The sequence below is a fragment of the Aquitalea sp. LB_tupeE genome (genome assembly GCF_013391415.1).
Taxonomy (GTDB): Bacteria; Pseudomonadota; Gammaproteobacteria; order Burkholderiales; family Chromobacteriaceae; genus Aquitalea.
Genome location: NZ_JACAXB010000008.1, coordinates 78,400 through 96,910, shown reverse-complemented (window position 1 = coordinate 96,910; position 18,511 = coordinate 78,400). Strand labels below are relative to the sequence as shown.

The 18,511-nt window shown below is 54.9% G+C and carries 16 protein-coding genes and 5 tRNA genes; 14 read left to right on the top strand and 7 right to left on the bottom strand.

Annotated elements, in window-relative coordinates; all coding sequences use genetic code 11:
• Positions 1 to 54: 54 nt before the first annotated feature.
• The 3 genes from glyA (at position 55) to ribD (ending at position 3,121) form a co-directional block, all read left to right on the top strand.
• A complete protein-coding gene (gene glyA / locus HWX34_RS02575; protein WP_178970845.1) occupies positions 55 to 1,302 on the top strand; it encodes a serine hydroxymethyltransferase in 1,248 nt (415 codons plus the stop codon).
• A gap of 148 nt (positions 1,303 to 1,450) precedes the next feature.
• Positions 1,451 to 1,909, top strand: coding sequence for a transcriptional regulator NrdR (nrdR, locus tag HWX34_RS02570; protein WP_045845686.1), 459 nt, complete (start codon positions 1,451 to 1,453; stop codon positions 1,907 to 1,909).
• Positions 1,910 to 2,014: 105 nt separating this feature from the next.
• Entirely contained in the window at positions 2,015 to 3,121 is a 1,107-nt protein-coding gene (gene ribD, locus HWX34_RS02565) for a bifunctional diaminohydroxyphosphoribosylaminopyrimidine deaminase/5-amino-6-(5-phosphoribosylamino)uracil reductase RibD (protein WP_178970890.1), read from the top strand.
• On the opposite strand, the gene HWX34_RS02560 is transcribed toward ribD, so the two are convergent.
• Complete coding sequence (locus HWX34_RS02560) at positions 3,096 to 3,287, bottom strand: hypothetical protein (protein WP_178970844.1); 192 nt, start codon at positions 3,285 to 3,287, stop codon at positions 3,096 to 3,098. The two genes, ribD and HWX34_RS02560, sit on opposite strands and share 26 nt — an antisense overlap.
• Here HWX34_RS02560 and HWX34_RS02555 point away from each other — a divergent pair.
• Both HWX34_RS02555 and HWX34_RS02550 read left to right on the top strand, forming a co-directional pair.
• Positions 3,286 to 3,987, top strand: a complete 702-nt coding sequence (locus HWX34_RS02555) for a hypothetical protein (RefSeq protein WP_178970843.1) — start codon at positions 3,286 to 3,288, stop codon at positions 3,985 to 3,987. The genes HWX34_RS02560 and HWX34_RS02555 overlap by 2 nt on opposite strands.
• Before the next feature lie 85 nt (positions 3,988 to 4,072).
• Positions 4,073 to 5,563: a carboxypeptidase M32 gene (locus HWX34_RS02550; RefSeq protein ID WP_178970842.1), complete on the top strand. Its 1,491-nt coding sequence runs from the start codon at positions 4,073 to 4,075 to the stop codon at positions 5,561 to 5,563.
• A 63-nt stretch (positions 5,564 to 5,626) separates the two neighbouring features.
• Here HWX34_RS02550 and HWX34_RS02545 read toward each other — a convergent pair whose 3' ends face one another.
• Together HWX34_RS02545 and HWX34_RS02540 are read right to left on the bottom strand one after the other, a co-directional pair.
• A complete protein-coding gene (locus HWX34_RS02545; protein ID WP_178970841.1) occupies positions 5,627 to 6,484 on the bottom strand; it encodes an HDOD domain-containing protein in 858 nt (285 codons plus the stop codon).
• Positions 6,485 to 6,624: 140 nt separating this feature from the next.
• On the bottom strand, positions 6,625 to 7,497 hold the full coding sequence (locus tag HWX34_RS02540) for an alpha/beta fold hydrolase (protein ID WP_178970840.1): 873 nt from the start codon (positions 7,495 to 7,497) through the stop codon (positions 6,625 to 6,627).
• A gap of 262 nt (positions 7,498 to 7,759) precedes the next feature.
• On the opposite strand from HWX34_RS02540, the gene HWX34_RS02535 reads away from it, so the two are divergent.
• Entirely contained in the window at positions 7,760 to 8,245 is a 486-nt protein-coding gene (locus HWX34_RS02535; RefSeq protein ID WP_178970839.1) for a GyrI-like domain-containing protein, read from the top strand.
• An 88-nt stretch (positions 8,246 to 8,333) separates the two neighbouring features.
• On the opposite strand, the gene guaB is transcribed toward HWX34_RS02535, so the two are convergent.
• Positions 8,334 to 9,797: an IMP dehydrogenase gene (gene guaB / locus HWX34_RS02530; protein ID WP_178970838.1), complete on the bottom strand. Its 1,464-nt coding sequence runs from the start codon at positions 9,795 to 9,797 to the stop codon at positions 8,334 to 8,336.
• A 133-nt stretch (positions 9,798 to 9,930) separates the two neighbouring features.
• On the opposite strand from guaB, the gene HWX34_RS02525 reads away from it, so the two are divergent.
• The 8 genes from HWX34_RS02525 to HWX34_RS02490 all read left to right on the top strand — a co-directional run bounded on the left by HWX34_RS02525 (position 9,931) and on the right by HWX34_RS02490 (position 13,395).
• Entirely contained in the window at positions 9,931 to 10,365 is a 435-nt protein-coding gene (locus tag HWX34_RS02525) for a DUF4124 domain-containing protein (RefSeq protein WP_178970837.1), read from the top strand.
• 4 nt (positions 10,366 to 10,369) lie between these two features.
• Complete coding sequence (gene uvrC, locus HWX34_RS02520; RefSeq protein WP_178970836.1) at positions 10,370 to 12,175, top strand: excinuclease ABC subunit UvrC; 1,806 nt, start codon at positions 10,370 to 10,372, stop codon at positions 12,173 to 12,175.
• A 26-nt stretch (positions 12,176 to 12,201) separates the two neighbouring features.
• Positions 12,202 to 12,783 carry a CDP-diacylglycerol--glycerol-3-phosphate 3-phosphatidyltransferase gene (pgsA, locus tag HWX34_RS02515; RefSeq protein ID WP_045845694.1) on the top strand — a complete coding sequence of 194 codons (582 nt, stop codon included), beginning with the start codon at positions 12,202 to 12,204 and terminating at the stop codon, positions 12,781 to 12,783.
• Positions 12,784 to 12,871: 88 nt separating this feature from the next.
• Positions 12,872 to 12,947 (top strand) — tRNA-Gly (locus HWX34_RS02510).
• Positions 12,948 to 12,975: 28 nt separating this feature from the next.
• Positions 12,976 to 13,051 (top strand) — tRNA-Gly (locus HWX34_RS02505).
• 45 nt (positions 13,052 to 13,096) lie between these two features.
• Positions 13,097 to 13,172: transfer RNA gene (locus HWX34_RS02500), tRNA-Gly, on the top strand.
• A gap of 31 nt (positions 13,173 to 13,203) precedes the next feature.
• A tRNA-Gly gene (locus HWX34_RS02495) sits at positions 13,204 to 13,279 on the top strand.
• 42 nt (positions 13,280 to 13,321) lie between these two features.
• Positions 13,322 to 13,395: transfer RNA gene (locus tag HWX34_RS02490), tRNA-Cys, on the top strand.
• 110 nt (positions 13,396 to 13,505) lie between these two features.
• On the opposite strand, the gene HWX34_RS02485 is transcribed toward HWX34_RS02490, so the two are convergent.
• The 3 genes from HWX34_RS02485 to HWX34_RS02475 all read right to left on the bottom strand — a co-directional run bounded on the left by HWX34_RS02485 (position 13,506) and on the right by HWX34_RS02475 (position 18,502).
• The gene (locus HWX34_RS02485) at positions 13,506 to 14,588 is read right to left on the bottom strand and encodes a fimbrial protein (protein ID WP_178970835.1); all 1,083 of its coding nucleotides are present in this window, start codon (positions 14,586 to 14,588) and stop codon (positions 13,506 to 13,508) included.
• A 137-nt stretch (positions 14,589 to 14,725) separates the two neighbouring features.
• Positions 14,726 to 15,823, bottom strand: a complete 1,098-nt coding sequence (locus HWX34_RS02480; RefSeq protein WP_178970834.1) for a fimbrial protein — start codon at positions 15,821 to 15,823, stop codon at positions 14,726 to 14,728.
• 186 nt (positions 15,824 to 16,009) lie between these two features.
• Positions 16,010 to 18,502 (bottom strand): fimbria/pilus outer membrane usher protein, encoded by a 2,493-nt coding sequence (locus tag HWX34_RS02475; RefSeq protein WP_178970833.1) that lies wholly within the window; start codon positions 18,500 to 18,502, stop codon positions 16,010 to 16,012.
• Between the last annotated feature and the right edge of the window lie 9 nt (positions 18,503 to 18,511).

The window sequence follows — 18,511 nt, the reverse complement described above, 5'->3', positions numbered from 1 at the left end:
GGGCGATTCGTGTAGAATGGCCTCATCGTTAACCCTTTGATGGAAGAGTCAAAGATGTTTGCAGCTGACCAGACGATTGCCAAGTTCGACCCGGAACTGGCCGCCGCTATCAAGGCCGAGTGCCAACGCCAGGAAGATCATATTGAACTGATCGCTTCCGAAAACTATACCAGCCCCGCAGTGATGGAAGCCCAAGGCTCCCAGCTGACCAACAAGTACGCCGAAGGCTACCCGGCCAAGCGTTTCTACGGCGGCTGTGAACACGTGGACGTGATCGAGCAACTGGCGATCGACCGCGTGAAGCAACTGTTCGGTGCCGAGTACGCCAACGTGCAGCCGCACTCCGGCAGCCAGGCCAACCAGGCCGTGTACTTCTCCATCCTGAAACCGGGCGACACCGTAATGGGCATGAACCTGGGCCATGGTGGTCACCTGACACACGGTTCCCCGGCCAACCTGTCCGGCAAGATGTTCAACATCGTGGCCTACGGTCTGAACGAAAAGGAAGAAATCGACTACGACGATATGGAACGCGTAGCGATGGAAACCAAGCCCAAGCTGATCATCGGCGGTGCTTCCGCCTATGCCCTGCGCTTCGACTTCGAACGCATGGGTCAGATCGCCAAGAAGTGCGGTGCTTACTTCATGGTCGACATGGCGCACTATGCCGGTCTGATCGCCGCTGGTGTATACCCGAACCCGGTGCCGCATGCCGACTTCGTGACCTCCACCACCCACAAGACCCTGCGTGGTCCGCGTGGCGGCATCATCCTGGCCAAGGCCGAGTTCGAAAAGAGCATCAACAGCAATGTGTTCCCGACCCTGCAGGGCGGCCCGCTGATGCATGTGATTGCCGGCAAGGCCATTGCTTTCAAGGAAGCGCTGCAACCGGAATTCAAGGTATATCAGGAACAAGTGCTGAAGAACGCCGACGCCATGGCCCGTACCCTGGCTGAGCGCGGTCTGCGCATCATCTCCGGCCGTACCGAAAGCCACGTCTTCCTGGTGGACCTGCGTCCCAAGGGCCTGACCGGCAAGGCTGCCGACGCGCTGCTGGGCCGTGGTCACATCACCGTCAACAAGAATGCCATTCCGAATGACCCGGAAAGCCCGTTCGTGACTTCCGGCATCCGTATCGGTTCCCCGGCCATCACTACCCGTGGCTTCAAGGAAGCTGAAGCTGTGATGGTGGCCAACCTGGTAGCCGACGTACTGGACAACCCGAACGACGATGCAGCCATCGCTCGCGTAGCCGAACAGGCTACCGCCCTGTGCCATCGCTTCCCGGTTTATGCCAAGTAAGCGTCAGCATGTTTGACAGAAGGCAGCCTGCGGGCTGCCTTTTTTCTTGTCTGCGCCAAATCCACACGGCTTTACGATGGCAGGCATTAACCTGCGTGGTCTTTGCTGATACCATCAGACCATATCAAACTCACTGGATTGACACGTCATGAAATGTCCTTTCTGTGGCAATGCCGATACGCAGGTCATTGACTCTCGCGTCAGTGAAGACGGGGCCAGCATCCGTCGTCGTCGTCGTTGCCTGGCTTGCGAAAAGCGCTTCACGACATTCGAGACCGCCGATGTGCGCATGCCGCAGGTGGTGAAGTCTGGTGGCCATCGTTCCGAATTCGATATCGAGAAAGTACGCACCAGCTTTTTGCGTGCCCTGCACAAGCGCCCGGTTCCCACTGCGCTGGTGGATGATGCGATTGATCGCATTTGCCATCGGCTGTTGCAACTGGGTGAGCGCGAAGTCTCCAGCCGGCAGATTGGTGAAATGGTGATGAACGAACTGGCCAAGCTGGACAAGGTGGCTTACGTGCGTTTTGCCTCGGTCTATCGCAGTTTTCAGGATATTTCCGAATTCTCCGACGCCATCAAGGAAATCCAGAAGTCCAATCACTGATAATCAGCCTGGCCGCCGCGTTAGCGGCCAGCTTGCTTGCTTACGCCATCGGCCGCTGCCTGCATGTCAGGCGTGGCCACTCTCATTCCGCTGGAAGGCTTGTTGATGTCGTCGTATTCCCCGCAAGACCATGTATTCATGCAACAGGCGTTACGCCTGGCCGAAGCCGCAACCCGTCGCGCGGCACCGAATCCCGGAGTAGGTTGTGTGCTGGTGCGCGATGGCCAGGTGATTGGTGAAGGTGCCACCTTGCAAGTGGGTGGCGATCATGCCGAAATCCAGGCTATCAAGGACTGCCTGGCGCGTGGCGATTCGCCGCGGGGTGCAACTGCCTATGTCACGCTGGAGCCTTGCAGTCATCACGGCCGAACCCCACCTTGTGCCGAACGCCTGGTACGGGAAGGATTGGCGCGCGTGGTTGCCGCCATGGTCGACCCTTACCATGAGGTTGCCGGTCGCGGGCTGGCCATGTTGCGGGCTGCCGGCATCGACGCCTCTGCCGGGCTGCTGGAGGCCGAGGCGCGCCGGGTGCATCGTGGTTTTCTGTCGCGCGTGGAACGACAACGGCCATGGGTGACGCTCAAGGCTGCCGCCACACTGGATGGCAAGACGGCATTGCTCAATGGCAAGAGCCAGTGGATTACCGGCCCTGCAGCCCGTCACGATGTGCAGAAGCTGCGTGCGCGCAGCTGCGCCATCCTGACCGGTAGCGGTACGGTGCTGGTGGATAATCCGCAACTGACCGTGCGCGATTTCATCCTGCCGCAGCAACCTTTGCGGGTGGTGCTGGACAGCCGTCTGGTCACGCCGCCGGACCGGCGCATTTTCCACGGCGGCAATACCTTGCTGGTGACCAGCATTGCCGACCCGCTGCGGCACCAGCCGTATTTGCAGCGTGGAGCCGAGCTGATGGTGCTGCCTGAAGAAGCTGGTCATGCCAATTTGCCCATACTGATGCAACGACTGGCCGAGCGTGGTGTCAATGAACTCATGATCGAAGCGGGTGCCGGGCTGAATGGCGCACTGGTGCGAGCCGGGCTGGTGGACGAAGCCATCCTGTACCTGGCCCCGGCCCTGGTGGGCAGCACGGCGCAGGGCTTGTTTGCCTGGCCTGCGCTGGAAGATCTGGCCGACAAACAACAAGTGAAGATTCAGGATGTGCGCATGGTTGGCGCTGACATCCGTATCAACATGACTTTTGCTCAGCTTTGACGGCTTGGGCTGCGGCAAGCGGAGAAATCGTCTGGCCGAAGCCCTGATCCTGTTCCACAATGAAAAAGTCTTTACCGCGCACTTGCGTGACGAAAGACTGCAGCGGCACCGGCCGACCTTGCGAGTACATGCCAATGACCGAGAACGCCTCAGCACTTCCAGCCATGGACGGGGATGCCCTGCAACAGGCACTGGATGCCTATTTGCGTCTGATCCTGCGCCAGGGTGCCAGCGAGCAGGTATTGCAGGAACGCCGACAGTTGCTGGACCGCTTGCTGCCCTTGCTGATTGGCGTGTCGCGGGACGCTCAATCCTTTCGCCGGGTGGTGGAGCGTTTCGTTAATGATTGCGAGGTGGCAGACCGGGTAACTGCCCTGACCTGCGCCCGCGAGTATTATTATTTCTGGCTTGGCGATGTCAAAAAGCTGGTGGAAATCACCGCCCGTTCCGGTTTCACTACCCGCAATGTACGGCTGGAAATGGCCGATTCACTGGCATCCCTGCTCGAACGCATGCAGCAGCAAGGCTTCGAAGCCTTTCCCCCTTCGCTGGAAATCTATTTGGGCAAGCTGTTTGAAGACGGTATGCCCGAAGCAGACATCCAGGAACGGGAATACCTGCTCAAAGCCATGTTGTTCCTGCTTTCCGGGCAACCTTACCGCCCGGATAGCTTCCGTATGGTGGTGGACGCCATGCTGCTGCACCTGAGCGATGCGCAAAACCAGAAAGCCTTTGTCCAGCTGGCGCGGGAATACTTCTATTACTGGCTGTCATTCCCGCCGGCGCATGAGCGCATTCACCTTGCCGAAGAGGCCGCCCAACCGCTAGGCCTGATGCAACCGGGTAATACCACCCGCCAGTACTGACGTCCGCCATCTCATCAACCTTGCCGAAGCAGCAGACTGCAGCTGACCAGCCGCGGCGCTGTCCGGCCCATTCATTGGAGTTTGCATGTCGCAATCCTCGGCTTATGCATCCTTGCTGACCCGGTTTACCCGTTTGCACCGTTATGCCCATCTGGCTGCCATCGCCGGTTGGGACCAGGCCACCATGATGCCGGCCAAAGGCAATGAAGCGCGGGCAGCGGCGCAAGCCGAGCTGGAAGTGCTGATGCATGCCACACTGACCGACCCCGCGCTGGCACAAGAACTGCAACAGGCAGAGCAGGAAGCGCAAACGGAATTCGAACAAGCTAGCCTGCGCGAGATGCGCCGGGAGTGGCAGCTGGCCAATCTGTTGCCGGCCGAACTGGTGGAAGCCCAGGCACTGGCTGGTGCGCGTTGTGAACATGCCTGGCGCGAACAGCGTGCCAATAATGACTGGGCCGGCTTTTTGCAGAACTTCCGCGAAGTGGTGAAGCTGTCGCGTCAGGAAGCGCAATTGCTGGCATCCGCCCAGGGCTGCACCCCTTACGATGCGCTGATGAACAAGTACGAGCCGGGCATGCAAAGTGCCGATATCGACCGTATCTTTGCCGCGGTCAAGACCTGGCTGCCGGGTCTGATTGCCCAGGTCATGGAAAAGCAGTCACAGGAAAAACTGCTGCTGCCGCAAGGCAGCTTCCCGGTGGAGCAGCAGCGCCAATTGGGCCTGGCGGTGATGGGTTTGCTGGGCTTCGACTTTGATGCCGGTCGACTGGATGTCAGCGTGCATCCCTTCTGCGGTGGCGTACCGGAAGACGTGCGTATCACCACGCGCTACCGCGAAGATGACTTCATGCAAAGCCTGATGGGCATCATCCACGAAACCGGTCATGCCCGTTACGAACAAGGCTTGCCGCGCGACTTGCTGCATCTGCCGGTAGGACGTGCACGTTCCATGGGCATCCATGAAAGCCAGAGCCTGTCTTTCGAGATGCAACTGGGCCGTAACCCGGCCTTCCTGTCGCTGATTTCACCGTTGATCGGCGAGCATCTGGGCACGCAGCCAGCCTTTGCGCCGGAAAACCTGGCCTTGCTCTACAGCCGGGTGCATCCGGGTTACATCCGTGTGGATGCCGACGAGCTGTGCTATCCCGCCCATGTCATCTTGCGTTATGAGATCGAAAAGGCACTGATTGAAGGGGAGATCGAGTCAGAAGACATTCCCGCGTTGTGGGATGAGAAAATGCAAACTTATCTGGGCGTGGATACCCGCGGTAACTTCCGGCAGGGTTGCCTGCAGGATATTCACTGGACGGACGGCAGCTTCGGTTACTTCCCCAGCTACACGCTGGGTGCGATGTATGCGGCGCAGTACTTTGCTGTCATGCGGCGCAGCATGCCGGACCTGGACCAGCGCATTGCTGCCGGGGAACTGAGCGCCGTGTTTGACTGGCTGGAGCAGAACATCTGGAATCAGGCCAGCCGCTACACCACTGCCGAGCTGGTCAGCCGTGCGTGCGGAGAAGCTTTGAATCCCGATTATTTCCGCTCCCATCTGCAGGTCCGCTATCTGGGTTGATGTGTCCGCAGCCAATAAAAAACCGCGTGTCAGGCACGCGGTTTTTTATTGAGGGAGCCTTGTTTATGCCGTGACTACCAGTTCCTGGTGCATGGCATCCACCCAGTCTTCAAATTCCACATCCGACATGCCCAGGTAGTTGAGCACCTCGTCTTTGCGGGCGTCCCAGCCTGCATCTTCCTTGCCCGGGGTCAGCGTGCGCCATACATGGCGTGCCGCACGGGTCACCGCCACCATCATGCGGCCATCGTGGTTCAACGGGGCATCCGGACCGGTTGTCATCACTGTTTCGTCATTCTGCATCAGGATGGCTTTGGCAAAGTTTTCCGGCATGTTCCAGCTGCGGGCTACCAGATAACCCACCACATCATGACGCGTGCCGTGCAGTTCCTGTTCCACCAGTCCGATACGATCATCACTGGCCATTTCCACCAGCCGCAGTGTCCGGCTGTAACCGGGGAAGCGCATCAGCATGATGGCCATACCGCAGTTGTGAAACAGGGCAAAGCTACGGCAGTCGTCGGTCACGTGCACAATGCGGTCGCACAGGGCCGAGCTGATCATGGCGATTTGCAGGGTGCCATCCCAAAACTGTTCCAGGGCCGGCGGTGTTTCTGCGGTCAGCCGGGTGCGCAATACCAGGCCGCTTACCAGGCTGATGACATTCTTGATACCCAGCAGGCTGATGGCCAGGTGTACCGAAGTGATGTGCCGGCCACGACCCAGTATTGGTGTATTGGCGGCTTTAAGCATGGCAACGCACAGTGCCGGGTCTTCATTGATGATGTCATCCAGCTTTTGCAGGGTGATATCAGGGTCCTGACGCAAGCCCATCAGCTTGTCCAGCACATCTGGACGGGGAGGGATAACCAGGTTTTTCAGGAGCTCGTCGCGTTCGTCGGTGCTGATCAAGGGCGTCATGCTGGGCAACTAGAGTGAGGGTTTCCGTTCATTTTATCAGCCTTCTTCGCCAATGTAGGGCCATCTTCCCCCCTTGTTTGCTAATTTTGACATCGCTCAAGCGTATTCGCAGCGTGTCTGAAATCGTTGCTGGATACAGCTTAAAGCAGGAAAGACTGAATGACCTGCGCCAGACGGCGGGGCTGCTCCCACTGCACCATATGACCGGCATCGGCAATGACATCTTCCTGCAAGCAGGCAAAGCAGGCGCGGCGTTCCGGCAGGGTGTCTCTCACCCCTTTGGCCATGGGATGATCCCAGTGTGCTCCGCCAATCACCCATTGCACCGGCGCGGTGATGCGCTGCCAGCAGCTTTTGGCTTCTTCCAGCCGGTACAACACCGGGTTAACCATTTTATGGCGTGGATCTGCACGGTAAACCAATTCACCTTGTTCGTTGCAACGGGTCAGGGAGGCGGCCAGCCACAGGGCTGCGGGTGTTTCCAGCCTGGGGTTGCGTTCCATCAGTTTGGCCGCGACACTTTCCAGGCTGTCCAGGGCATTAAAAGCTGGAGGCTCCTGGCATTCACGCAGCCAGCGGGCATAGCGTCCCGGTGCTTCCGTCGGGCGAGTGGCATTCAGGCCAAAGCCTTCCACCAGTGACAGGCGTGCGATGCGCGCTGGCCGGACACCTGCATAGATGCCGGCTATCATCGCGCCCATGCTGTGCCCCAGCAGTTGCACCGCTTGGTTTGGCGAGAGATGGTGCAGCAAAGCATCCAGATCAGCCAGGTAATCTGGAAAGTAATAACTGCCGGTGTTCCAGGCGCTGTCGCCAAAACCACGCCAGTCGGGTGCCACCACATGCCAGTTGCCTGGCAGGGCATCCACCAGAAACTGGAAAGTGGCCGAACTATCCATCCAGCCATGCAGCATGACCAGTAAGGGAGCTGCAGGATCGCCCCAGTGGCGCAGGTGATAGTGATGCCGGTTAATGGTGATGAATTCGCTACGGCTGGGCTGAAGAGGGGGCATGGCAGCTTGATTGTCAGGGGTGGTCAGGGCGTCAGTGTACGGAAAAATCAGGGCAGACTCACCATGAAGTGTCTGAGCATGGTTTATGCTGTCCGCAGGGCAGTGGATGATCTGCTGGATGGATACGATGGCGTGAGTGCCGTAGAGGTGCGAGTCCGCCAGCCTTGCCATGTGGCGGCTCCGGATTCCGCTTGCATCACGCTGCCTGCGTCACTGCTCAGCTGCTTGCTATTTGCCTCGCAAGACTCAACGGGAGCCCGTCATGTATCAGGTTGAAATCATTCATTACCAACAGCCGCTGCCGGTGCTGATGAAGCCGCATCTGGGGCCTTATTCTGGCATTGCAGCTGCATTTGCCGCCTTGCGCACGCTGTTGCAGCAGCATGCAGCAGGCCCGCAAACCGTGCGTGCATTCGGGCAGTATCTGGATGACCCCGCCACGGTTGCGCCGCAGGCATTGCGCGCCGCAGCCTGTCTGACGCCACCACCAGTGTTGTCGCTCACCGCTGCCGAAGTAGAAGAGCAGGGTTTTGTCTATGGAGCGCTGGCGGCAGGGCGCTATGCCAGCATTGTGCATCAAGGGCCGTATCAGGGCCTGGCAGCGGCATGGAACTGGTTGCTGCAGCAATGGTTACCCGGTAGTGGCGAGCAATTTGGCCAACGCCCCTTGCTGGATGAAGCCTTGATCGGTCCGCATGATGTGGCACCGGAGGCATGGCGTACCCGCTTGCTACTGCCCTTGGCCTGAGTAACAGCCACAAAAAAGCCCGCATCGTGTGGCGCGGGCTTTTGTTCGTCAAGCGGTCCAGGACCGACTGTGACTAAGGCATGAAGGATTAACGCGAAACGTGGTAGTTCGGCGCTTCCTTGGTGATTTGTACGTCGTGCACATGCGATTCCTGCATACCGGCAGAGGTGATTTCCACAAAGCCGGCTTTTTCATGCATTTCATCGATGTTGGCGCAACCTAAGTAACCCATGGAAGAGCGCAGGCCGCCCATCAGCTGATGGATGACAGCAGCGATCGGGCCCTTGTACGGTACGCGGCCTTCAATACCTTCCGGTACGAACTTGTCGGCAGCGTTGGAGCTGTCCTGGAAGTAACGGTCAGCCGAACCCTGGCTCATGGCACCCAGCGAGCCCATACCGCGGTAGGACTTGTAGGAACGGCCCTGATACAGCTCGACTTCACCCGGAGCCTCTTCAGTACCGGCGAACATGCCGCCCAGCATTACGCAGTTGCCACCGGCAGCCAGCGCCTTGGAGATATCGCCGGAGAAACGGATACCGCCGTCGGCAATCATCGGCACGCCAGTGCCTTTCAGTTCTTCGGAAACATTGTGGATGGCTGTCAGTTGCGGCACGCCTACACCGGCCACGATACGGGTGGTGCAGATGGAACCCGGGCCAATACCTACTTTCACGCCATCGGCACCGGCTTCCACCAGTGCGCGCGCCGCAGCCGCGGTAGCAATATTGCCGCCAATCACGTCAACTTGCGGGTAGGTTTGTTTTACCCAGCGTACGCGCTCGATCACACCCTGGCTGTGACCATGGGCGGTATCCACCACAATCACATCCACGCCGGCGGCAACCAGTGCCGCCACGCGCTGTTCGGTATCGCCACCGGTACCCACGGCAGCACCCACGCGCAGACGGCCTTGGCTATCCTTGTTGGCGTTCGGGTGTTCGCTGGTCTTGACGATGTCCTTGACGGTAATCAGACCCTTCAGCTCCCACGCATCGTTGATCACCAGCACGCGCTCCAGGCGGTGGGTGTGCATCAGCTCGCGGGCTTCGTCGATGCTGGCGCCTTCCTTGACGGTAATCAGGCGCTCACGCGGCGTCATGATGGAACCGACGGTCTGTTCCAGACGGGTTTCGAAACGCAGGTCGCGGTTGGTGACAATACCCACCACCTTGCCGTTTTCAATCACCGGCAGGCCGGAAATCTTGTGTTGGCGGGTCAGCAAAACCAGATCGCGCACCAGCATGTCCGGTGCAATGGTGATCGGGTCTTTGACCACGCCGCTTTCGTGGCGTTTTACCTTGGACACTTCCGCAGCTTGCTTGTCGGCCGACATATTCTTGTGAATGATGCCAATGCCGCCTTCCTGTGCCATGGCAATGGCCAGCCCGGATTCGGTAACCGTATCCATAGCGGCAGAAACCAGCGGCAGGTTCAGCGTGATATTGCGGGTGAGTTTGGTAGAGAGGACTACGTCGCGCGGCAGAACTTCAGAATGGGCCGGGACGAGGAGAACGTCGTCGAAAGTATAGGCTTTCTCGATGATACGCATCTGGCGTTTCCTTTGCGGCAAAGCGGCATTATACCGAGACTGTTGATGTGTTGCAAAAAATGCTGATGCTTGCTTTTGCGATCAGCCTGCCTACACCGTACAATCAGCATGTTTCAGCTTAGGACACCAAACAATGAAATCCCCTGCGATTCTGAGTGTGCTTGTTGCATGTGTGCTGTCCGCCCCGGTCATGGCGGAGGTGTACCAGTATGTCGATGCCAACGGCAAGACGGTTTTCTCCGATCAGCCGCCGCCCGGTTCCAAGGCCAAGCAGGTGAATGTTCGTGCTTACGGCCCTGCTTCCTCTCCGGCCAAGGCAGTCAAGTCGGCCCCGCAAAGCGAGGCGGACAAGAAAAATGCCGAAATCTCGGCAGAAAATGCCAAGGTGAAAGAGCAAAACAAGAAGGTCGCACAAGAAAACTGCAAGCGGGCGCGCGAGAATCAGGCTGCTATCCAGCAAAACGGCCGCATCAAGATGCCGGGCAGCAATGCCCTGGCCAGCGACAGCCAGCGCAGTGCGCTGTTGCAGCAGGCGCAGCAGGATGTGCAAAACTGGTGCAATCAGTGAACTCATGACGACAAACAGTTTCGATCCTCAATCGGTACTGGCCAACCTTCCCAATTTGCCCGGCGTTTATCGCATGTTCGATACGTCGGGCAATGTGCTTTATGTAGGTAAGGCCATCGACCTGAAAAAACGGGTCAGCTCTTATTTCCAGAAGACCGACCACTCCCCGCGCATCCAGCTGATGGTGCGGCAGATAGCCAATATCGAAACCACGGTGACCCGCTCGGAAGCCGAAGCGCTGATTCTGGAAAACAACCTGATCAAGGCGCTGGCCCCCAAGTACAACATCCTGTTCCGGGACGACAAGTCCTACCCCTATCTGATGCTCTCCGGTCACGCTTTTCCGCAGCTGGCGTATTACCGGGGCGAACCCAAGAAGCCACATCAGTACTTTGGCCCTTATCCCAACAGCTATGCAGTACGCGAAAGTATCCAGATCCTGCAAAAGGTATTCCGCCTGCGCACCTGTGAAGACGCCGTGTTCGCCAATCGCTCGCGCCCCTGCCTGCTATACCAGATCAAACGCTGCTCCGGACCCTGTGTCGAGCATATCTCGGCCGAGGAATACCGCAGCGACGTGCAAAGCGCCGTGGCCTTTTTGCAAGGCAGGCAGAATGAGCTGATCGACACGCTGACCCAGCGCATGGAGCAAGCGGCGCTGGCACTGGAGTTCGAGCAGGCAGCAGAGCTGCGCGACCAGATTCAGGCCTTGAGCCGGGTACAGGAAAAGCAGTTTGTTTCCAGTAATGCCAGCCAGCAGGATTGTGACGTCGTGGCAGCTGTCGCCGATGGCGGGCTGGTGTGCATCAATATGGTGATGATACGAGGCGGTCGCCATTTGGGAGACAAAAGCTTCTTCCCGCAAGGGGCGGTCGAGGATGATGCCAGCACCACGCTGGACGCTTTTCTTGCCCAGCATTATCTGGGTGCACCCATGCCGCCGGTTATCATTGTCAATCAGGATGTCTCAGCGGCATTGCGTGAACTGCTGGAGCAGCAGTCTGAACGCCGTGTTCATCTGGTGAGTAATCCCATCAGCGAACGACGCGTCTGGCTGGAAATGGCAGAAAAGAATGCCGCACTGGCCATTAGCCAGCGTCTGAGCAGCAAAGCCACCCAGCAGCATCGCTTGGCACAGCTCAACGAAGCCCTGGGCCTGGAAGGCGTACAGCGGCTGGAGTGCTTTGACATCAGCCATACCATGGGTGAGGCCACGGTCGCCTCTTGTGTGGTGTATGACAAGGAAGCCATGCAGCCCGGGCAATATCGCCGCTTCAATATAGAAACGGCCAAGCCAGGGGACGACTACGCGGCCATGCGCGAGGCACTTACCCGGCGCTACAGCCGTTTGGCGGCAGGGGAGGGAACGCTGCCGGATGCCGTGCTGATTGACGGCGGCAAGGGACAGGTAGGCGTGGCAATGGAAGTTTTTGCCGAGTTGGGACTAACCTTGCCCATCATCGGTGTGGCCAAGGGAGAAGAACGCAAACCCGGGCTGGAAACGCTCATCCTCCCTTATCAGCAAAAGACGCTACAATTGCGCAGTGATCATCCGGCATTGCATCTCATTCAGACTATCCGGGACGAAGCACACCGCTTTGCCATTACCGGACACCGCGCACGACGAGCCAAGGCCCGCACCGCATCCACGCTGGAAGAGATTCCGGGCGTTGGTGCCAAGCGACGTCAGCAATTGTTACTGCGCTTTGGTGGTTTGCGTGGTGTAGTGGCGGCCAGTATTGACGACTTGTCCCAGGTAGATGGCATCAGTCAGACCCTCGCGGAAAAGATCTACCAGGCTTTGCATTAAACGAAAACCATAAGCAGATTAACCACATGCCCTTCAATTTGCCGATCTTCCTTACCTGGCTGCGCGTTGCGCTGATACCACTGTGTGTAGCCGTCTTTTTCCTGCCAGACTCCATGCTGATGGCGACCGACCGCAACAATGTAGGGGCGCTTATTTTTTTCCTGGCAGCCTGGACAGACTGGCTGGATGGCTTTCTGGCACGCAAGCTGGGGCAGACATCGGCATTCGGTGCTTTTCTGGACCCGGTGGCCGACAAGCTGATTGTGGCGGCTGCACTCATCCTGCTGGTTGAAATGGGCCGCACGCCAGGCTGGATGGCCATGATCATCATCGGCCGCGAAATCACTATCTCCGCCCTGCGCGAATGGATGGCCGGTATGGGCAGTCGAGGCAGCGTGGCAGTGGCCTATATCGGCAAGCTGAAAACGGCAGCGCAAATGCTGGCTATTTTGCTGCTGTTATATGCCGGCCCGCTTTTGCCGGGGGTCAGTACCTTGCTGCTGGGAAATATTTTCATGGTGATCGCCGTGATTTTGACTTTGTGGTCAATGGTTTACTATCTGCGCATGGCTGCACGCGAGTTTTCCGGCAAAAAAATTGATGTATGAAGTGTTGACAGGGGCTAAGAAACCCTTATAATTCGCACTCTCTCGACGCCACTTCGGTGGCAGAAAAGAGAAGCAAACCAAGTTGTACGCGGGAATAGCTCAGTTGGTAGAGCGCAACCTTGCCAAGGTTGAGGTCGCGAGTTCGAGCCTCGTTTCCCGCTCCACTACTTGATTTGCAGCCGTATATGCGACGCGGGAATAGCTCAGTTGGTAGAGCGCAACCTTGCCAAGGTTGAGGTCGCGAGTTCGAGCCTCGTTTCCCGCTCCATCCACTGTATTGGCAGCAGTAAACTATTTGGTAGTACCATGCGACGCGGGAATAGCTCAGTTGGTAGAGCGCAACCTTGCCAAGGTTGAGGTCGCGAGTTCGAGCCTCGTTTCCCGCTCCACCCGCACTATCAAATACGCAGTACCCACGACGCGGGAATAGCTCAGTTGGTAGAGCGCAACCTTGCCAAGGTTGAGGTCGCGAGTTCGAGCCTCGTTTCCCGCTCCACAATTTTTCAAGCAGACCATGTGCTGTTTGAATACCAGCTACGGCGCGGTAGCAAAGCGGTTATGCACCGGATTGCAAATCCGTGTAGGTCGGTTCGACTCCGGCCCGCGCCTCCAGACAAAAGCCCTTGCAAATCTTGCAAGGGCTTTTTGTTTTCTTCCCCTTTGTCGCGCCCGTCCTGCATGGGGCGTAGCGGCGTCACACTCAAACAACCTTACTTGCCCCCTTATTGATAGGACATGGTAAAGGTGGCCTTGGCTTGCAAGGTGCCGGCCGTCACGGTTCCGGTACGGATATAGCTGGCATTCAAGGGAATGGATACGATACCGCTAAGCCTACTGCCTACCTGAAACTGGTTGGTATTGCCTGACAGGCTGGAATCCGGACCAAGTGCAATGGCTGTTCCATTGCGTGTTACCTGTATACCCAGGCCCTGTGCCGTCGATCCGCTTGCAGCACAAATCACTCTGGATGTTTGCGCTGGATTGCTATTGTCGGTCAAGGTCATATACACATTCATCCTGCTTGGGCAGTTCAATACAATGCTGAAAGGCGTGCTGCCTGCTGTAGAAGATAATGTGGGGAACTGTGTGGGTGTGACCGTTGGCAAGCTCACTGGGATATCACTGGTCGACGTGCTGCAAGTCGCATTCTGCATGGACAAGGACGTACCCGTTATATACACAGAACCGCTTCCACCCGCCCAGTTGGTGGACACCGCATACGATGCAAGAGTTTGCTGTGCTAGCTGATAGGTATTTGATAACAATATCCCGGTTTTGATTAATCTGACTTTTACTGTGATATTTACACTAACATCAGTAAACACATTACCTTGCGCAATGGTCTGCGCACTGGAAGATGTCAAGGGATAAGTCGAATAGGCAATGCCACCTGCCAAAACGGTAGAAGACAGAATATAGCCGATTCCAGGAGTATTGGTTGGGAAAACGGTATAAGTAAGTCCAGCTTCGCTATATGATATGTCTGTCGAACTGGTTACCGACATCTGTTGAAGCGCAGTAGGAATCAAGGCAATATTACCGCCTTGCGGGCAGTAAACAATAGAATTACTGCTGAGCACATACCAGTCAGATAGTGGTGTATTCAGTGGTCCATTTTGTGGGTTATTCACGGTAATACTGCCTGGCAGCGAAATGGCGACTGCACTGCCAGTCCAGCTGCCACCCCGGCAACCAGCCAGTGTAGATTGACATACCAATAGTCCCATGTAGATAAACAGAATTAAACGAATTATTTCTAACCAAGGACATGTTGGTATAAATAACTGTATTTTAACGGTGTGCATGGTCTATTAAGGCCCAGTTTTGCATGTGGCTGAAAAGTGCTGATGAAAAATTTCACTACTCCGGTACCATTGCCTGACAACAAATTCTCGCAGTTTTCTGCTTTACTAGCTTCATATCTCAGAATCAGCCAAGCCCATTACTGGTAACTCATGGTGTAGGTGGCAGTGGCTTTGTAATCTCCCGGCGTGACAGCCCCCGTCTTTATTAGTGCTGCATCAAAATCATAACTGACTAGCCCGCTTGCACTTTTCTGCAGTAAAAATTGATTGGTGTTGCCCGGCATGCTCGTATCCGGCCCGAATTTGATAGGGCTTCCCTTGTATTTCAATTGAACAGCTAAACCTTTTGCACTGCTGCTTGGGTCTAGACTTAAGGTGTCGCTGGTGTTTCCCGGATTGTTATTGTCAGTGAAGGTAGTGTACACATCAGGCCCACCGGATGTAGGGCAATTTAATTGAATGCTGAATGGTTTGGTGAAAATGCTGGAGCCAATGCTCGTATTGTTGATGGCGTTGGTATTGGATGCAGGGAATGGAACCGTTAAAGTCTGGTTTTTGACTGTGCATGTTGCTGTGGTGGCTGTGATGGTAAATGTATTCAGATAAACATTGATGTAGTTTACGTCAGCTCCATTTCCTGCAGTGTCGCTAGGGCTCCTTACTTCAATTTTCATTAACAATGTTTTTGGAATGGTATAAGTTCCGGATTTAATCGGTATGCCTGAAGATTCCAATAATATATAAGGCCATATATAACCATCATACTGACTTCCCGATCCACTGGCAGCCATTTGTTTTAATGATTTTCTACTGTTTGATGTCAGGTACTCAATGCTACCACCAGATCGTAGTGATGATGCTACTCCAATAGACAAAACGAACCCTGGTGCGTCTGGTAGAATAACACGCCCATTCGCTGTAAATTGAATAGCGCTATCAGATGTTGCCCAAAGTCGATAAGGGTCTCGTGAGACGCCACCGCCACCGTTGCAATATTGGTAGGTCGAAGCATAATAGCTAGCACCTGCAGAGCCTGATTTGTTCGCAGGACCTGTGTAAACTAGTGAAGATGGAGTCAGGCTTGCATTGACCGTTTGATCCTCAAGCACGCCTGAGCCAAACTCAGTTGTACAGGGCACATTTGCTGCGTATATTTGGGGTGAAACGGTCAAAACAAGTAATCCAAATAAATGGCTGCCAATTGTCTTGATTTTATCGCGGCAAGATTTAATCATTATTCTCTCTATTCAATAAGAAAAACCTTATTTTGGCGGTGGTGTCAGGAGTGGTTGATACTATTACGCATGCGGCACTGGCAGTGGATTTCTAGAATAAAAGAATAAAATTAAATAATCCAGATAAATGGTAATTAAATGCCATGGTTTTTGAGGAAGAATCATGAATGATTCATTTTTATATATTTATTGAGCAAGACTGCATGTGACAGATTGAATGCCTTTCTTGCTGGCGTTGCTATCACTTGCATAATCAAAGCTGCAGTTCTTGCCATCGGCCATGCTGATAAACAGGCTGCCCTTGGCTTGCTTCACGCGGGCCAGCAGTTTGCCGTTTTGGCCTATGTTGCCGACGACATTGCCCTTTTCATCCATCACGCGGCTACCAAATGGCAATGGCTTGCCGTCAGACTGCAGAGGCCTGAACAGCATTGGAATGCCTTTGTCTGTTTTGAACCTGACATGCACTACCGCGCCACTACGCGGCACTGCCTGCGTACTGCTGTTTTCCAGTTCCACACCTTGGCTCATGGTGCCGGTTTGCAGCTGGATATCATTTAGCCTGTAAGGCATTAAGGACGGAACTAGTGCATAGCCTGCGCTATTGATTTTTACGCCAATCCCCGGCATCACTTCGGCACCATCAGCATCCTTGGCTTCAACAATTGCAGAGCTTTCGCCAGTACTCTGACCAAAGAACACGCCATGCTGCGTGGCAATTAGTGAGCCGGACGCACCCAGCGACATTTGCTTGCTATTCTTGTTAATGCTCGTGCTGGCGTTCACCACGGCATGGCTACCTGAATACACAATATTGCCACCCAGCGTTGTATCATCCTGAGTATCTGTTTTGGTGTGGTAAGCATTCATGTTGTAATTCCACTTTTTATCTTCCCCTGCGATACCACTTACGTTTATCTGCTGACTTTGGCTATGTTGTGTATCCTGTCGCAAGGAAGAGCTGAATGTCTTGCCACCATCCATATTGATGCTGATGTCCAGCATCATGGTCGAGACTTTTTTATTCTGCATGTCGCGCTGTTGATTGAGATTGATACCCACCGAGCCCCAGTGGAACGCGTGGCGGTATCCTGCTTGGTACTGGGTGTTTTGGCTTGCCGAATTCCAGTAATTCTGTACGGACGCATTTACATAGAGCGAACTCTTGTCTGTCAGAGACTGATTGATATTGATTTCAGCACGGCTGCGCAGCCTGGCATACGTGGAAAAGGTATTCGTTGTATTGTTATCTGTCATCAGGTCGCGCATATTCAAGCCATCCCGCACACTCAGATAGCCGCTTGTAGAATAGCGATAAGCCGCCAGCGTGATGTTGGTACCGCTATTCTGGAACATTTTGTTAAAGCTGACGCGATACGACTGACCGCTATAGCTTTTATCTGCCAACTTGGTATTGGAGTGGGTAACATCCATCCCCACCGCACCTGCACTAGTATTGAAGACACTACCTGCCTGGAATGCCGTATAGCCGTCTGCCAGTGTCGCGCCGACGTTGCCGGTCACGGCATTGCTCATGCCGCGCTGGTATGTCAACTGGCTTAACAAAGGTTTGCTGTTGGTCAGGTTTCTTACCTTGCCAACACTGAAATTGTATCGACTTGCACCCTCGCGTAATGAACGTGCAAGTGCTGAAAACGGTACGGTAAAAGTGGATTTACGCCCATCGGCCTCTGTGACTGTCACTTCCAGGTCACCGTTATACACACCGGGTGGAATATCGTTAATTTCAAATGAACCCGGTGCTACCGTTGTCTCCGTCAGAATGTAGCCATTCTGTTTGATCGTGACGATGGCATTGCTATATGCAATCCCGCGTACGATAGGGGCATACCCGGTTTCTGATACCGGCTTCATCCTATCGTCTGTAACCAGCCGTACGCCACGCAGGGAAACCGAGTCGAATAGATCGCCATCGGTAAAACTGTCACCAACAATCAGTTGACCTTGTATTGCATCGATATCCCGTTTCAGATAGCTCTCAATGGGAACAATGGACTTACCTTGGTTTTTATCCCAATTGATCGAGGTGGAATTTCTGAATTGCCAGTCACCCACGTTAATGCCCAGCTTTGTTGACAAATAGGCATTTTGTGTTGTGCTGTTGTTGTTTCTGGAGAAGTAAGTATTGCCGTTGTAATCCAGCAGAATGGCAGGCACTCCGGCTTCCCACTTTTCCGGCGGAGTATAATCTCTGGGCTGGTATTTTACGTTGATTTGTGGAACGCTGATTTTTAACGATAGCTCATTGGCGTCAAGTTCGTAAAATGCATTCGGGATGTATGTTGAGATATCGGCGCACTCATCAAAATCCGCACCATCTGGCAAATTGCTTTCTTTTACGCCAAATGAAATGAGTAAAGACCTGGGGACACAGGTGACAGACTTTTGTTGTCCATTACTTTTTTTAATGGTTAGTGTTTGCTGCCCTTTGGGTGTGCCATTGAAAATGACATCAATGCTGTAAGTTCCATCAGGCAGCACATTGTCTTCCTCGAAACTACGGACGTCCAGATCTTTCAGGTTTCCCCAGAGCATGCTTTTATCAAACAGAGCAACTTTGTTTTCATTTCCGGCAATAGCATGTTCGTATGCCATGCTGAAAGCACACAGAATCAATACATTGATTTTTGTTCTACGGAAATGATTAAAGTTTTTCATGGTGATTGT

Coding starts and splice junctions, on each gene's coding strand:
- glyA (WP_178970845.1), top strand. CDS start 55: ATGTTTGCAGCTGACCAGACGATTGCCAAGTTCGACCCGGAACTGGCC.
- nrdR (WP_045845686.1), top strand. CDS start 1,451: ATGAAATGTCCTTTCTGTGGCAATGCCGATACGCAGGTCATTGACTCT.
- ribD (WP_178970890.1), top strand. CDS start 2,015: ATGTCGTCGTATTCCCCGCAAGACCATGTATTCATGCAACAGGCGTTA.
- HWX34_RS02555 (WP_178970843.1), top strand. CDS start 3,286: ATGGACGGGGATGCCCTGCAACAGGCACTGGATGCCTATTTGCGTCTG.
- HWX34_RS02560 (WP_178970844.1), bottom strand. CDS start 3,287: ATGGCTGGAAGTGCTGAGGCGTTCTCGGTCATTGGCATGTACTCGCAA.
- HWX34_RS02550 (WP_178970842.1), top strand. CDS start 4,073: ATGTCGCAATCCTCGGCTTATGCATCCTTGCTGACCCGGTTTACCCGT.
- HWX34_RS02545 (WP_178970841.1), bottom strand. CDS start 6,484: ATGACGCCCTTGATCAGCACCGACGAACGCGACGAGCTCCTGAAAAAC.
- HWX34_RS02540 (WP_178970840.1), bottom strand. CDS start 7,497: ATGCCCCCTCTTCAGCCCAGCCGTAGCGAATTCATCACCATTAACCGG.
- HWX34_RS02535 (WP_178970839.1), top strand. CDS start 7,760: ATGTATCAGGTTGAAATCATTCATTACCAACAGCCGCTGCCGGTGCTG.
- guaB (WP_178970838.1), bottom strand. CDS start 9,797: ATGCGTATCATCGAGAAAGCCTATACTTTCGACGACGTTCTCCTCGTC.
- HWX34_RS02525 (WP_178970837.1), top strand. CDS start 9,931: ATGAAATCCCCTGCGATTCTGAGTGTGCTTGTTGCATGTGTGCTGTCC.
- uvrC (WP_178970836.1), top strand. CDS start 10,370: ATGACGACAAACAGTTTCGATCCTCAATCGGTACTGGCCAACCTTCCC.
- pgsA (WP_045845694.1), top strand. CDS start 12,202: ATGCCCTTCAATTTGCCGATCTTCCTTACCTGGCTGCGCGTTGCGCTG.
- HWX34_RS02485 (WP_178970835.1), bottom strand. CDS start 14,588: ATGCACACCGTTAAAATACAGTTATTTATACCAACATGTCCTTGGTTA.
- HWX34_RS02480 (WP_178970834.1), bottom strand. CDS start 15,823: ATGATTAAATCTTGCCGCGATAAAATCAAGACAATTGGCAGCCATTTA.
- HWX34_RS02475 (WP_178970833.1), bottom strand. CDS start 18,502: ATGAAAAACTTTAATCATTTCCGTAGAACAAAAATCAATGTATTGATT.